General features: G+C 54.9%; 12 protein-coding genes. 9 read left to right on the plus strand and 3 right to left on the minus strand.

The features are described 5' to 3' along the window. Window positions 1–859 precede the first annotated feature (859 nt). From ACWGXE_RS02330 to ACWGXE_RS02345, 4 genes are read left to right on the plus strand one after another with little or no spacing between them, the layout of a single operon-like run. On the plus strand, window positions 860–1735 hold the full coding sequence (locus ACWGXE_RS02330) for a formate/nitrite transporter family protein (RefSeq protein ID WP_447601016.1): 876 nt from the start codon (window positions 860–862) through the stop codon (window positions 1733–1735). A 20-nt stretch (window positions 1736–1755) separates the two neighbouring features. Further along, entirely contained in the window at window positions 1756–3354 is a 1599-nt protein-coding gene (locus ACWGXE_RS02335; protein ID WP_447601017.1) for a DHA2 family efflux MFS transporter permease subunit, read from the plus strand. Continuing rightward, a complete protein-coding gene (locus ACWGXE_RS02340; protein WP_447601018.1) occupies window positions 3351–4859 on the plus strand; it encodes an efflux transporter outer membrane subunit in 1509 nt (502 codons plus the stop codon). Before ACWGXE_RS02335 ends, ACWGXE_RS02340 begins: the two co-directional genes overlap by 4 nt. 4 nt (window positions 4860–4863) lie before the next feature. Continuing rightward, a complete protein-coding gene (locus ACWGXE_RS02345; RefSeq protein ID WP_447601019.1) occupies window positions 4864–6411 on the plus strand; it encodes an efflux RND transporter periplasmic adaptor subunit in 1548 nt (515 codons plus the stop codon). 460 nt (window positions 6412–6871) lie between these two features. Here the strand turns inward: ACWGXE_RS02345 and ACWGXE_RS02350 are convergent, their stop codons facing one another. Together ACWGXE_RS02350 and ACWGXE_RS02355 are read right to left on the minus strand one after the other, a co-directional pair. Further along, the gene (locus tag ACWGXE_RS02350; RefSeq protein WP_447601020.1) at window positions 6872–7201 is read right to left on the minus strand and encodes a PilZ domain-containing protein; all 330 of its coding nucleotides are present in this window, start codon (window positions 7199–7201) and stop codon (window positions 6872–6874) included. 243 nt (window positions 7202–7444) lie between these two features. Then, complete coding sequence (locus tag ACWGXE_RS02355) at window positions 7445–7828, minus strand: response regulator (RefSeq protein ID WP_447601022.1); 384 nt, start codon at window positions 7826–7828, stop codon at window positions 7445–7447. Window positions 7829–8186: 358 nt separating this feature from the next. Between ACWGXE_RS02355 and ACWGXE_RS02360 the strand changes: the two genes are divergently transcribed. From ACWGXE_RS02360 to ACWGXE_RS02380, 5 genes are all read left to right on the plus strand, one after another. Then, window positions 8187–8684: a hypothetical protein gene (locus tag ACWGXE_RS02360; protein WP_447601024.1), complete on the plus strand. Its 498-nt coding sequence runs from the start codon at window positions 8187–8189 to the stop codon at window positions 8682–8684. A gap of 440 nt (window positions 8685–9124) precedes the next feature. Further along, window positions 9125–9301 carry a DUF6496 domain-containing protein gene (locus ACWGXE_RS02365; protein ID WP_447601025.1) on the plus strand — a complete coding sequence of 59 codons (177 nt, stop codon included), beginning with the start codon at window positions 9125–9127 and terminating at the stop codon, window positions 9299–9301. A gap of 305 nt (window positions 9302–9606) precedes the next feature. After that, window positions 9607–10560 (plus strand): non-homologous end-joining DNA ligase, encoded by a 954-nt coding sequence (ligD, locus tag ACWGXE_RS02370; RefSeq protein ID WP_447601026.1) that lies wholly within the window; start codon window positions 9607–9609, stop codon window positions 10558–10560. Next, on the plus strand, window positions 10496–11515 hold the full coding sequence (locus ACWGXE_RS02375) for an ATP-dependent DNA ligase (protein ID WP_447601027.1): 1020 nt from the start codon (window positions 10496–10498) through the stop codon (window positions 11513–11515). Before ligD ends, ACWGXE_RS02375 begins: the two co-directional genes overlap by 65 nt. Window positions 11516–12102: 587 nt before the next feature. Next, the gene (locus ACWGXE_RS02380) at window positions 12103–12453 is read left to right on the plus strand and encodes a Fic family protein (protein ID WP_447603848.1); all 351 of its coding nucleotides are present in this window, start codon (window positions 12103–12105) and stop codon (window positions 12451–12453) included. A gap of 135 nt (window positions 12454–12588) precedes the next feature. Here ACWGXE_RS02380 and ACWGXE_RS02385 read toward each other — a convergent pair whose 3' ends face one another. After that, window positions 12589–14874, minus strand: coding sequence for a response regulator (locus tag ACWGXE_RS02385; RefSeq protein WP_447601029.1), 2286 nt, complete (start codon window positions 14872–14874; stop codon window positions 12589–12591). Between the last annotated feature and the right edge of the window lie 4 nt (window positions 14875–14878).

Here is a 14878-nt window from a genome sequence, read left to right on the forward strand (position 1 = left end):
TCCGAAAGATCGCACGCGAGTAACCATTTGTACCGCCAAGGCATGCATGCAGACATTTAGGTCTAATGAAGCGGGCAGATATACTTTCGAAATAGTCGCAGGAATAGAACGTGGATTAAATAGCGCAATACGATTCGTGGTGGTTCATAACCGAAGTGTTCGGACCGTCCCCATATCAAATCAGTCGAGTCCTGCAAGAGGCCATTCGGAATAATTTACAAGTGCCTATGAAAAGCTAAGAGAAGCACTGCTTCACTAAGCCCGCCTTTTTCCCGCTCGTTCATATTTCATCATAGTGTGGCCCAGGAGTGATTCGAAGCATGTTGCTATTATGATGTGATCGATAGCTGGGTACTCACGCGAGCCCGATTGGTGAATGAAATCCCACAAAGAGCCGTGTCACCGTTCTGCGCCGTGCTCAATCACGTCGATGTCTGTTTTCGCTCGACGATATGGTGCGAAAGCGCACGGCCCTCGAAGTTATATTTTTCTTCTAGGTGCGTCTGTGCAATTTGCGATCAAATTGTCCTGAAGAATCAGACTATTCGACCCACCCCGCGATCGTTGCGTGTCATGGTCTTGATTTTGCAGGGCCAAGCCTACAGTTGTAGAGGAAGAAGAAGTTGACCTGTAGGGGATTAGGAGATGGGCTCTGTTTGAACTTTCAGTCGGCTCGTACCGCGTATGTCTTGTTCCGCCGCCTTGGGAGACAGTTCGATTTTTGTGACCGCCCCTCCTCCTCTCGTACTTCCTATCGAGTAGCCGACCTGCGTTGATACAGGAATATCGTGACGGCAGGGAATATATAGACCACGGCGAACCCGGCCACGCCCGGCCAATATTCGAAAGGAGCATAGAAATGGATTACGTAAAACCGAAAGGTGTAGTTGAAAGCATGCTGGCCGGTGGTGCATTGAAACTGAGCTTGCCGCCGCGTCAGCTGGTACTTCGTGGCATGCTGGCCGGCGCTTATTTGGGCATTGGGACAAGCATGGCCGTGACAGCAGCTGTCGAGACCGGGTATTGGATCGTCGGCAGCCTGCTCTTTCCCTTCGGCTTGGCTTTGGCCATTCTCCTGGGCGCGGAAATTATCACGGGTAGTTTCGCTCTCCTTCCTTGCGCGGCGGTTGACGGCCAGAAAAACGCGGGCTTGCGCCAAGTCTTTGCGAATTGGGGATGGGTCTTCTTCGGTAATCTTTTGGGCAGCGTCTTGTATGCCGGGTTGTTCGCAATTGCGTTGACCACCGCAGGAGATGCTCAAATCAATGCGGTTGGAACCAAGCTTATTGCGGTTGCTCAAGCGAAGACCAATTATTATGCGTCGCACGGATCGGCCGGACTCCTTGCGGTCTTTACCAAAGGGATGCTCTGTAACTGGATGGTTAGCCTGGCGGTGGTTGCGGCATATATGTCGACGTCCTTTTCCGGCAAGATACTCGCCATCTGGGGGCCGACACTGCTCTTCTTTTCTCAAGGGTTCGAGCACGCGGTCGTGAACATGTTCCTGATTCCCATCGGTATGATGCTGGGCGGCGAGATCAGTTTCTCCAGTTGGTGGCTGTGGAATCAGATTCCGGTGACGCTGGGGAATTTAGTCGGAGGGATGTTGTTTACCGGATTAGCAATGTACGCGGCGCACCATGCCGTTGCGCCGGCATCTGTCCAGGCTGGCCCTGCTGCGGTCACGCAACCGAATCCCGGTGCGGAGCAAAGGGGCTATTCTCCGTCATTTTGACGGTGAGGAGGTGAAAAGCGGTGGCGGTGGTGTTTCTGCGGCGATTGCGAGGGTGGCGGTTCGTGCTCTTCAATGCAGCCCTCGGTCTGGCGCATATTGTCGTTCTGTTCAATGCCGGCTCTTATATCGCGCTGTTGCCGCACGTGGCCGGAGATCTGGGCGGAGTGTTGCCAAGTTTTTTGACTTGGGCGCAAACCGATTTCATGGTGGGGTTAGCCCTTGGGTTTCCTCTGGCGCGGTACCTCTCCGGACGCATGGGAGAATACCGGCTTCTCATCGCCGCTTTTGTCGTCTACAGCGGGGCATCGTACTTGTGCGGGGCCAGTCAAACTCTCACGCAATTTGTTCCCGCCCGCATTGTGCAAGGGATCGCCGGAGGCATTACGCTCCCGATCGCGCAATCGATGCTTCTGAACGAGTATCCGAAGCGGTTGAAGGCCATGGCTCTTACAGTGTGGGGGCTTTTTACCATTACACCCTTCACCATCGGGATGCCGGTGGGAGGATATATAGCATACATCCTTGGCTGGCGGTTTCTGTTCTATTTGGACTTTGTGCTCACGATCGTCATAGTGGGGACGCTCGGTGCCCTGCTCTATGGCCGCGGATTTCGCCGACAATACGGACGGTTTGATCTCATCGGTTTTCTGTTGCTCGCGGTACTGTTACTGGGGCTTCAGACGTTGCTCAACATGGGGAATGATTTCGATTGGTTGGACTCGCCGTTTCTTCAAGTCGTGGCCATCATTCTCGTGGTGACCCTTCCCTGCTTCATCATTTGGGAACTCGGTGAGCGGCATCCTACGTTGGACTTGCGTCTTTTTCTCCACCGCAATTTCGTCATTGGGGTCGTCTGCTTGACGCTCGGCTTTTTCTCAATCCAGGGATTGCTTTCGCTTCTAATCGTGCAAATCCAATATCTGCTGGGCTATTCCTCGAAGTTGGCCGGGTTGGCGCTTTTGCCGATGGTGCTGGTGGGAGCGCCGACGATTGCGGTCATGCATATTCTGTGCAAATACGTGGATGCCCGATGGTTGATTAGTCTGAACAGCCTGGGATTCGCCGGCACGTTCTATTGGCTTGGACTGTACGACGATCCCCATTCGTTCGAAGAGCTGTTTTGGCCTATGGTCGTGGAAGGAATCTTTCTGGGCTCCTTCTTTACGCCTTTGACCGTGTTGACGCTGCATGGGCTGTCCGGTCCTTTGGTGACGCGCGCGGCTGAGATCGCCAATCTCTTGCGCGTCGCAGCCGGAGCATTCGGGATCACTTTTCAAGGGATCATACAGTTTCGTAGAGCCCATTTTCATCAATTACACCTGGCCGATCATTTTGGGGGCCGGCAATGGATTTCTTACGATCCGTTGGAACGGTTATCGGCCAAGCTCGCAGCGGCGGGGCTCAGTCCCCCGGAGATCCAATCGAAGCTGGGCCTGCTCATCAAGCAACAGGCATCGATCCTCAGCCTGAATGACGCATTTCTGGTTGCCGGCTATTTATCGATCGGATTAGGCATTCTGGTCTGGTTCGCCCATCCGACACATTTGCCCTTGTCGCAGACTCTAGCCGAGGAACTGCGTGAGATGCGCGCGGAAGAGTTAATCGAGGAGGTGCCATGACAGTCGAATTTTTGATGGCTCGCCGGCTCCGGGTCGGATTGGCCGTCGTCTGTATGCTGCTCTTCGGCAGCTGCGCCTGGATTCCGAAAGGCGATCCGCCCGCCGAATACATCGAGCCGCCGGAAATGAAAGAGACGCTAGAGGAGGTCACCAGCCGGCTTCAGCAGTGGCCGGAAGATCGATGGTGGGAGCAGTTCGATAATCCTGAGCTAAATGAACTGATGGAGACTGCTCTCAAGGACAACCCTGGGCTGAAACTCGCGTCTGCGCGGCTGCGTCAGGCGGAAGCGCTCGTGAAGGTCGAGGGGGCCCGGTTATTGCCGTTCCTCGAAGCCGACGCGTCGCTGACCTATGAGCGGCTGTCGCAACACGGGGTGTTTGCGGCGTTAAATCCGGAAGTGGCCGGGGCACGGTTCATGTTGGGCATTATCAATCCTCTGAGTTTTCGATATGAATTCGATTTTTGGGGAAAAAATCGAGCTCTACTTGAAGCGGCGTTAGGGCATGCGGCCGCGGAGGAAGCCGAAAAAGCGGAGGTTCGACTCCGATTAACCGCCGGCATTGCGCGGGCTTATTTCCGAGGGCAGGCCCTTCAGCAGCAGCTGAATATCGTCAAAACTATCGTGGATATCCGACGTGACTTACGCGATCTGGCTCAGACCCGGTTCCGCCTTGGTCTAGATAATGACCAGCCGGTCAAAATCGCCGTGGCCGATTATGAGGCCGCCTTCAAACGGCAGGCAGCGGTCCGTGATCAGTTGGACGTGCAGCGTCATTTGCTAGCCCGGTTAGCTGGGAAAGGCCCTGATGAGGCAAGCCATCTGTTTAGGAAACCAGTGGTAGTTATTCCGAAGCAAATACCGGCGCCCGACCATTTGTCCATAGGGCTGCTGGTCCATCGTCCCGATTTGGCCTCAGCCCTGTATCGCGCCTACGCTGCGGCACGGCTGGTCAAGGTGGCCAAGACGCGATTCTATCCCACGATCGATTTGACCGCCTTCGTGGGCTTCAACGCGCTGGCCTTGACAAAAGGCGCCGATCAACTCGCCAATATGCTTTTTAGCGGCCAGAGCTTCTCGTATGGCGTGGCTCCCGGTCTCCGCATCCCCTGGTTCGAGGGTGGCCGCCTGCGAGGAGAATTGAGCGCGCAGCGCGCCGAGTATGATGGGGCCGTGGAACTCTATAACGACACCCTCTTGGATGCGATGCGGGAAGTGGCGGACAGCCTCAGCGCCTGGCAAACGACCCGGGAGATGTTGGAGTCGCACGAGCGCTTGCTGGCCTCGCTGGGGGATGATTGGCGCTTGGCTAAGGTCCGGCTCGTCAGCGGTCTCGACGACGATCGTGAGGTTTTGCGTCATCGGTACCCGGTTCTCGAACAGGAATATGTGCTGAGGGCTTTAGAAAGCGATCAATTGGTAGCAGCAGTCGATCTGATTGAGTCGCTTGGCGGCGGCTATCATAATCCTGATATCGAAAAGCGACCCAAACACGAATCGAGCTAATCTTATGACTACGACGACGCAGGAAGATTCCTCCAATTCGCCGGAACCATCCGGTGCACCTCGGGTAAGCGCTTCATCTCGGCTCCGCCCAAAGGCCATCCGGGCGCGCCGGAATCGGCGACTGTTGATTGTAGCGGCGCTTGTGCTGATTGCCGCGCTGGGGTATCTCGCGTATTGGACGGCCTATGACCGGTTCTGGGTCAGCACCGATAATGCTTATGTCACAGGAAATCTGGTTCCGGTTGCAGCCCAGGCGTCCGGCATCATCACTCAAGTATTGTTCGAGGAAACGCAATTTGTGAATCGAGGGGATCTGATGATCCGATTAGATGAAAATCTGGCCTATGCCGCATTAGGCCGGGCACGCGGCCGGCTCGGCGAAGAAGTGCGGCGCATCGCCGCGTTGTTCATGACTAGAAAGCAGCTGGCGGAGAAGTTGACGTCGCGCACCGCCCGCTTGGATTTGGCTCGTCATGACATGGATCGCTATCGGGCTGCAGCGCCAAGCGGAGCCGTCTCGAAACAGATCGTGCAGAATACGGCGGATAGGATTCTGGCCTTGGAAGCCGAAGTACGAGAGACGCAGGCGGAACTCGACACGCTGGATGCGCAGATAGGCGGAACCACCGTTATGGCCCATCCCGCAGTCGATCTAGCCAAGCACCAGCTCATTGACGCCTATCTGGAATATACGCGCCAACAGATCAAGGCCCCGGTATCCGGCTACGTCGCGAAGCGGAAAGCTCAGGTCGGCGATCGTGTGCAGCCCGGCGCTCCGCTCATGACTATCGTTCCGTTGGATCATCTGTGGGTCGAGGCGAATCTGCGGGAAACGGAACTGGAGCATGTGCGTCCAGGTCAGCCTGCGTTGGTAAATGTCAGTCTCTACGGATCGAAGAAGACCTTTCACGGCACCGTCGAGGGCTTGGTGCCGGGAAGCGGGAGCCCGTTTGCCCTGCTCCCGCCGGATAATTCCACCGGGAATTTTATCCACATCGTTGAGCGAGTGCCGGTGCGCATAGCGCTACCGTCGGAAGAACTCCGGGAACATCCGATCAGGCCCGGCCTCTCAACCGTGACGAAGATCAATATCAAGGAAGCCGGTCAATCCGTTTGGTCGTCTCTCGCATCGGCGTCAACGGCCGAGTATGAAACGGATGTGTATGCCGATGAGATTCCCACAGCGGAATCGATGGCGAAGGAAGTAATGGCGATTAACTTGGTCATCGCTGACAGCGGACATACCGCCGAAGCCCTAATGGAAAATGAAATTCTAGGATCTGCTGCCGGTGTTCCCGGGACCGATCCGATGAGAGCCGACCGTGAAAGGCGCTCGCTGTCTACTCTTGGAAGCGGATTTGGGCGCCACGATCATTCTCCCAGTTCCTTTGTTCCGCCGCGGAGTCCTGATCTCGGTTCACCGAGGTTTCCCTTGAGTCCTTCCATCGGGCCTGGTTCGGGGTTGTTGGGGCCGGAAGGAGGACGGAGCCCATCACGGCTCAGATCAGAGGACGAAGGTGGAAGGCGTCGGTTTGGGATTGACAGGCACTAATTTCAAGATAGTTGGTGGGGCCGCACGGTGCGAGGCGTGCGGATTCGCTCAATGTCAGCGCTTGTTAACACATAAGATATTGAAAAAACGATTGTTATGTATGGTACGAGGTTTGCTAGTCGCTACAGTAGGACGGGTAAATCGTAGTGTTCTGATATTGATATGGAGGGGTGGCTATGAAGCAAGTCGTTAAGTCAATAGGTGATCGAGAAATCGCGTGGGTGATGCTGGCTCTTGCTGCAATGGCGGTTTGGACCACCTGGGGTATTATCTCTTGACGAAAACGTTAAGTTACTAGGCGCCGTGCGACTGCAACGGCGCCATTGTTATTCCCAATAACCTCTCTGTCAGTTACCCAGCTCGGCTAACTCATCATAGTTTCAACGCACCGCGGCGGCTCTGACCCAATAAAGCTTTCGCTCAGTCAGTTGATGGCCCCAAGAAGTGAGGGCTTCCTTTATTATTCCAGCAGCGCATTTTTTATGTGAAGGAGGTCAATCAGCCTCGCCAGTCTCTCCTGCTGGTCCGGTCGCAGACTGAGAAAGTGAATACCACATTCTTGACCGCGTACCCATCGGACCGCTGCCAAGTCGATTAAAATAGGCGTATCGGAATGGCTTGGCATGAGCCGGAGTTGCAAATAGCTTCGGACGGGAACAGGTGCATTTGCGGCTCTCATGCAGCATCCCTGCAGCGACAGGTCGAGAATGAAGCCTTCGCCGGAACCGATGGGGGCGGAAAAAGTTGCCAGGTATCGTACGGCCAGCCGAGTGTGTTGTCGTTGCTCCATTATTCGTTCTTAATGGATAACATAGTATTGGGCTCGGATGGGTAAGGAATACGGCTCCGACCGTTTTACGCGAGCCATCGAATCGTTTACGGGTATCTAAACTGGTAAGTTCGATGGGATGAGACGATCATCCATAAGGGGCGGCAACTCAGAAGCAGCGGCGATGCCAGGCACGTTCAATCGTCTCGGCTTATGCCATGCCTTTGTATAGGCGGAAGCGGAAACCCGGCGGTGAGAGTTTTATTAGACTTCCGTGTGAGATCGCTGCTCCACCGTCCTTCTAATCTTAGCGACCAATTCATCGGGGCTCACGTCCTTTGAAAAGAAGGCGCTCGCACCGGCGACCAGCATGGCGCGCTCGATTTGTCCGACGCTATGGACTGATAGTCCGATGATGACGGTATGTGGAAGCAGATCTTTGATACGGCGTGTAGCGTCCACTCCATTGAGCCGGGACAGTCCGACGTCCATGAGCACGACATCGGGACGCAAGGATAGCGCAAGATGAAATGCTGTAACGCCGTCGGCGGCCTCTCCGAGGATTTCGACATCCTCATATTCTTCCAGAATACCGCGCAAGGTTTGTCGGATCATGTCATTGTCGTCGACCAGCAGTAGGGTGATCATGCATGCCCTCCTGGTTGATCTGTCGTAATGATCGGATCTGGCCGAGGCCGATCTATTAGATAACATGAATTGAGGACAACGACGAGCATAAATCAAAAACCAGCCGTATTGGGCAGTCTCGGTTGGATGAAGGAAGCCTTCCGGATTACCAAGCATGGCCACGCCTCAGTTTCGGACCACGCAGTTTTACAATGCACTCACAGTTGCTCTGCGCGCCGCATTCATTCTCAATACCATAGAAGTACATCCTCAGCGGAATGGTATGAGACGACTTCGGTGGTACAGTGGTTCAAGTACTTGACGGCATCAGCCGTATGTCGGACCCGAACACTCTACCTTTGGCGCAAGGAGGAAGTTCATGTATCGAAAATTGTGGGAAATTGCCGCCGTATCAGTCCTATGCGTTTTCGGCATAACCGGCTGCGGGATGATAAAACCCAGAACATCGGTCACATTGCCCAGTAGTGCCTTCTTCGTGGCGGATCCTACCGACCTCAAGACGCTTCAATCAGTGGCAAAGGCGCAGGACGCGCGCTTGAAAGCCTGCACAAAGTCCACGGGCGGCTGCGAGGAGGCATACTATACGCGGGGATTAGTAGCTCTGTTCGAGAACCGGGCTGATGCCATTAATTTCTTCCAAGAACTGCATACGACGATACCGAACGGTCGATATGCAACTTCGAGCCAGCGGTGGCTGTCCCTTCTGCAGGATACCTCACCTGCTTCACGTCACAACAGAACGCTTCTGGCTCAATTAAGAGAGGAGATCCTGCACGATCTATTGGAACGCGAAGAAGCGGTGGTCGGCCGGCGGTCAAAAGAGCAAGAGCGAAAAATCGCGGAATTAAGCCGATAATCGATCGATTCTCTTCGGTTCATAAGCCAGACCATAGCCAGACTAATCCATCAACGGCCGATCGTCGATCCGCTGGTCGCCTGGGATGGCAGGTGTTCTAACAAGTCCAATTCCAGGCGGCCCCCTATGAATAAGTTTATACAGAGAAGCAGCAATTCGGCAAAGACGAGGTCAAGATGTTTGAGCGAGAGGCGGGTTGCATAACGACGGGCCGTATGCTGTTAATAGGACGTCGGCTGGAGGCAGCGTTCCGTAACTTTAACTCCGTATTCGTCGACTTGGACGGTAGCCGTTATACTGTGGATATACGCATACCGTGCTTCGTCCTTGCTCACGCGTCTCATTTCCCAGCCGAGCCGAACCAAAGAAGAGCCGAGTGTCCATTGACGCATCGCGAAGGCGGATGTGGTGACTCGCCTGATCTGAAGGAGGGGCACACGATGGCCAAATATGGTAAAGGGGCTAAAAAATCAGTGAGCCGAGCCATGCATAAGCGCAAAAAGGGGACGTTAAAAAGTGGAAGTGGAAAGAAGGTGAAGAGTCGAAAGCAAGCGATTGCGATCGGTCTAGCGGAAGCGAGGCGAAAGGGTAAGAAGGTCCCCAAGAAGAAAAAATGAAAGGCGAACGCACGCTGTGGTCAATCTCCCCCTATACCTTCCTAGGGCGTCTCCGAGCATAATTCAGCGCTTGAAGATGCAATAATACGACCTGGGAAGCCGGCCCTTGAATCCTCCATGCTATGGACAGTGTGGATGACATTTCTAGCGTCGCCCTGCAATAAACTATCTTAAACGAAGTGTGGTCCTTGGCGCGGAAGCGGGCATCCTGCCTGGTCGTGTTATCAGCTGCATGAGTGCGGAGCATTTCAAACGTTTTGTGTGCCCCGGCCAAAAGGCTAAGGACCAATGTGAAGAACAAGGGAATGGATCAAGACGATCTTATTCTACATGGTGTGAAAATCACGCATCCCGACCGTCTTGTTTTTGAAGAGGGGCAGATAACAAAAGGAGATGTGGCTCAATATTATGCAGCAGTCGCGCCGTTTCTGTTGCAAGAAATAAAACACCGTCCGATTAGTTTGCTGCGATGTCCAGGCGGCATGAAGGCTGAGTGTTTTTATCAGCGCAATATCGGATCCGGTTTCGGTGGGGATGTATATCCGTTCTTTTGGAACTATAAAGGCCGTAGTTACAAATATATCTATGTGAAGAAGATCAATGGGATCATGGAAATGATCCAGATGGGAGTCGTCGAGATACACCCGTGGGGTGCGACGATCGATAACATCCATACGCCGGACCGAATGATCTTCGATCTGGACCCCGATCCGATCGTTCCTTTCTCGGAGGTAAAGAACGCAGCGCTTCAAATCAGACAGCGGCTACAAGAGGCAGAGCTGGAAAGCTTTCTAAAATGTACGGGCGGCAAAGGCCTGCACATCGTTGTCCCATTGGCGCCCCAAAGCAGCTGGGATGAAGTCAAAGGTTGGGCCTCGGCTCTTGCCCACAAAATGGTAGAGGAGTCGCCAGACAAATACGTCGCTACTATCACAAAATCAAAGCGTAGAGGAAAAATACTCATCGATTTCTTCCGCAACGATTATACAGCCACCGGTATTGCCGGCTTTTCATTGCGCGCACGACCCGCAGCGCCTGTCGCCGTGCCGCTGGAGTGGCGGGAGTTGGCGAAGCTGAAAAGCGCGGATCAATTTGGCATGGACGCTGTTCTTAAGAGGATTCGACTCCAGCCATATCATATGACATTCCCAAAGCAGCGACTGCCGAAGTTGAAGATCGAAGGGATTGAAAAGTATGCCCGTAAAACAAGATCTGTCGCCAATGGAAGCATCGCTCGTCGGTCATCTACCGGAGGGTAAAGACTGGCGGTATGAACCGAAATGGGACGGATTTCGCTGCCTTGCCTATAAGCGAAATACAGCAGTGACGTTGCGATCCAAAGCCGCGAAGTCACTCGATAGATATTTCCCGGACATCGTCGGCATGCTTGAGAAGTTAGCGGCCAAGCAGTTTGTCCTCGACGGTGAATTATTGGTAGAGGGTGATCGCGGCTATTCATTCTCGGATCTGCAGATGCGTCTGCACCCGGCGGCCAGCCGGGTAAAAATGCTTGCGGAGGAGCAACCCGCGACGTTTGTGATATTCGACATACTCGAGACCGAACAGGGCAAAAACATAATGTCGGCGCCTCTTTCCGAACGACGCCTGGTTCTAGAGCGATTTTATAAAAAGCATTGTTCAAAAGAACAATCGGTGAAACTGTCCCCACAGACGGATTCCGCCACCGAAGCTGTGAAATGGCTCCATTCTTCCGGTTGGTATATTGATGGCATCGTTGCCAAGAATAGTACGGATGTCTATGTGCCGGGCGAGAGGGTGATGCAGAAATATAAGCCGGTCCGTACTGCCGATTGCGTCGTGGGTGGTTTTCGATACGGGAAGGATTCAAAAGAAGTCGGCTCCCTTCTTCTCGGCCTTTATGATGCAGATGGACATCTTAATCATGTCGGCTTTACTTCCGGCATTGCAAAGGCCGATAAGCCAGTCCTTACGAGGAAACTCGAAAAGCTTATTCATGAGCCGGGGTTTGATGGGAATGCGCCGGGAGCACCGAGCCGGTGGTCGACTGAGCGGTCGGCTCAGTGGAAGCCGCTATTGCCGAGAATAGTCGTTGAAGTCGGCTTTGACCACGTCACGAACGATCGCTTCCGGCATGGCGCAAAGTTGATACGATTCCGGCCGGACAAGTCACCTGAGCAATGTACGATGGAGCAGCTTCATGAGCCGGCGGCACGCATGAAGTCCGGTGTATAGCGAAGACGGAGACTTGAGAAGTTTTATCAGGCGATGCTGATAGTGCCCTCTCCAGGCGGGAAGTTCAGCCAAATACTGAGCTGAGTAGCCGAGGCCCAGGAGACTGGATAAGAATTCTGCGCGAACGTCTGCGATTGACGCAGGCGGAGCTTGCAAAGGGCGCAAACATAACACGACCGAACTTTGCTGCTATTGAAATTGGGAAAGTGGACACCCGCGTAAGCACGCTTCGCAGGAGTTATCAGGCTTTTCGCTGTAAACTTAATATCAAGCCTCGATTACGGAAGCCCGTCGAAGAAATGCTCCGTGATCGCGCGCGCAATTGCACTGAACCGCCTAAAGCACACAATGGGAACGATGGCTCTGGAGGAGCAGGCGCCTGAAAAGGAGCACTTCAAAAAGCTACTTGAAAAACACAGGCAGAGACGCGGCACGGGGGTGGCTTAATAATTCGTACAGTGCATAAGGACATGTTTTGATCAATATGGGGATGGGGCGGTTCGTATAGGGCCACGGGACTTAACATTGGTGTAGAACCACATCAGCTCTGTGGCGACTTCACGCAATGGGACTCAGGTACCATACCTATATTAGAGGTTGCGGCCCGGCTTCAGCACAGGCTTGCGCGGGTGCACCCTTTCAAAAACGGGAATGGACCACACGCACGACTAATCAGCGATATCTTCCTCTATTCGCGGGACAGTGCATTACCGGAGTGGCTACAAACTCAGCTCATGAGTCCAACGGCGGATCCATTTTGTAAAAACTGGCCGCCTCGTGAGATTCGACGTGAAGCGTATCGACACGTGGATAGACAGGAATACTGTAAAGCCGATTTCAAAATAGGGAGTTACGGGGGAAAATGTCCGCTGCAAGCAAATTCAAGTGGCAGCTTCCGGTTGATGATACCGTTGTTCTCCGCGAAACCTACTTCGTAGGTGAACTCAATATCTGTCCTTGTGTATTTCGGTATTTGCGACGAGGCAATTCGGGATTCCCGCCCGCACCGTTTCTATGATGTCAATAATTGTTCCAGCAATCGCATCGGCATCCTCTCGGCGGTTGAGATTCGGCTATTGCGGGGACGAGATAGTCGCACGCACAGGGCGCTTCTCAACCATCTGGCGAATGGCCCCGTACAGGTGTTCCACCGCAGCTTCCTTCGTCAACAGGATCGCCGCGCCGGCTTTCAGAATGGAGGCCTCGTTATCATTCCCCGCGTTCACCGATAAGCCAATCACGTGAACATCAGGATAATGCAGCTTGATCTCGGCGGTAGCCTCAATCCCGTTCTTCTTTGGCATGTTGAGATCCATCACCACCACTGCCGGTCGAAGGAGCCCCACAGCGGCGACGGCTTCTTCGCCGTTGCTCGCTTCGCCGACGAGTTCGATGTCGGCATACTGCTCCAACACGGAACGCAGTCCCTGCCGCACCATCATATGATCATCGACCAAGAGCACGCGCGTACGCCAGTTCGTGGCCTCTACAGCGCCGGGCATCCGCTCCGATACCACGCTGGAGGGGGGTCTCTTGGTTTTCGATTCGGCCTTCGCGCCCCGACTGGCATCGAGAGTGTCGCCGGCTACAGTTGGCACTGTCAGCGTGGCGCTGGTGCCTTTACCGACTTCGGATTGAATGTCGAAGCTCCCGCCGAGCGCGCGCATGCGTTCCTTGATACTGAACAGCCCGAATCCCGATGACAAGGCATTATCTCGAGCGCCCGCCACCGCGCTCGGGTCGAATCCCCTTCCTTCATCCTGGACGCAGATGCGAAGTTCCCGGTCCAGGTACTGGATAACAACGCGCGCCCGGCCGGCGCCGCCGTGTTTCCAGCTATTCATCAGGAGTTCGCGCACCGACTGAAACAGCAAGACGGCTTGGTCTTCGGGTACTATCATCCCTCCATTGTCCGGCACCGTGACGGTGACCACCAGGTTGTATTTCTGCATGTACTCTGCGAGCCATTTCAGACCGGCGTTCAGGCCGTGGTCCCGCAGCACGGGCGGACTCAGTTCAGCCACCAGCGTTCGAGTATAGTTCAGCGCCTCGGACAAAATGCCGTCCACTTTCTTGATCAAGCGATCACATTCAGGCAATCCTTTCGTATGGCGCTTTCCCTGGCCGATCTCGATTTTTCCAAGGACCAGCAGTTGTTGCAGATGATCGTGCAGCTCCGTAGCCAGGCGTTTCCGCTCGCGTTGCTCGGCAAGATTGAGTTCCGAGGCCAGCGCGCGGAGCTTGTCCTGAGATTGCGTCAGTTCAGCGGTTTTCAGCAGGACGGCTTGCTCCAATTCGGAATTCCACCGTTGGAGACGCTGTTGCGCCTGGCGCAGCGCATGCTCGGCGTCCCGCAACTCGGTAATATCGGTGTTCGTACCAAACCACCGCACAATGGTCCCTTGCGGGTCGCGAATGGGAATGGCCCGGGTGAGGAACCACCGATAGTGCCCGTTGGCTCCCCGTAAAGGGAATGTCTCCTCCCATGGTTCGCCCGACGCAAACGCCCGCCGCCAACTCGTCACGACGCGTTCTTTATGATCGGGGTGATGAACGAGGACCCATCCCTCGCCCTGCATTTGCATGGGCGTCGTCCCCGTGTATTCGTACCAACGCCGGTTAAACCAGACGGTCTCGCCGATTTCGTTGACCATCCAGGCAAATTGAGACATATGGTCCGCCAGGGTCCTAAAGCGCTCTTCGCTTTCGCGCAGAGCGTCCTTGGTCTGCACGGCGTCGGCCATCACATTAAGTGCGGCGCGGCGCGCGTCCCGGATTTCCTCGTTCGCCCGTTGCAACTCGGCAATCCGTTCGGCCAGGGTGGCGTTGCTCTCTCGAAGGCGTGCCTCGCTCGACCGCAATTCGCGCACGAGAAACGTGTGCTGAATGGCCGAAGACGCCTGGCAGGCCGCCACGGTCAATAAGATATGGTGCAGGGCGGTGGGCGCATCCCCGTCGGTAAAGCCGGCCGCCAGCACGCCGACCTGCCCCCGCAACTGGAGGAGTCTGGTGGCGACCCGAACAGGGCCCCCGTCCCGCGGGTTAGGCAGGACGAACACCTCATCGGGATCGTGCGTCCTCGCCCAGTCCAAGATCGGCGGTCCGATTCGCTCCGCCAAGGCCGGACTCGTCTCATAGCGATCGGTCTGGGCAACCGCGACGGACGGCGCCTCTTCGCCGTTCGTGATACAGATGTAGACGAAGTCAGGGACCAGGGTGGTGAACAACGACGCGGCCAGGCTTTCGCCAATCCGTATCAAATCCGCGCCAGACCAAATGGCCGGCAGCGTGGACAGCGCCACGAGGTCGCGCAGACACCGGTTAACCCACGCGTCCGGTTCGCCTAGCTGAGACAACATCGCC

This window comes from Nitrospira sp. Nam80 (assembly GCF_965152575.1).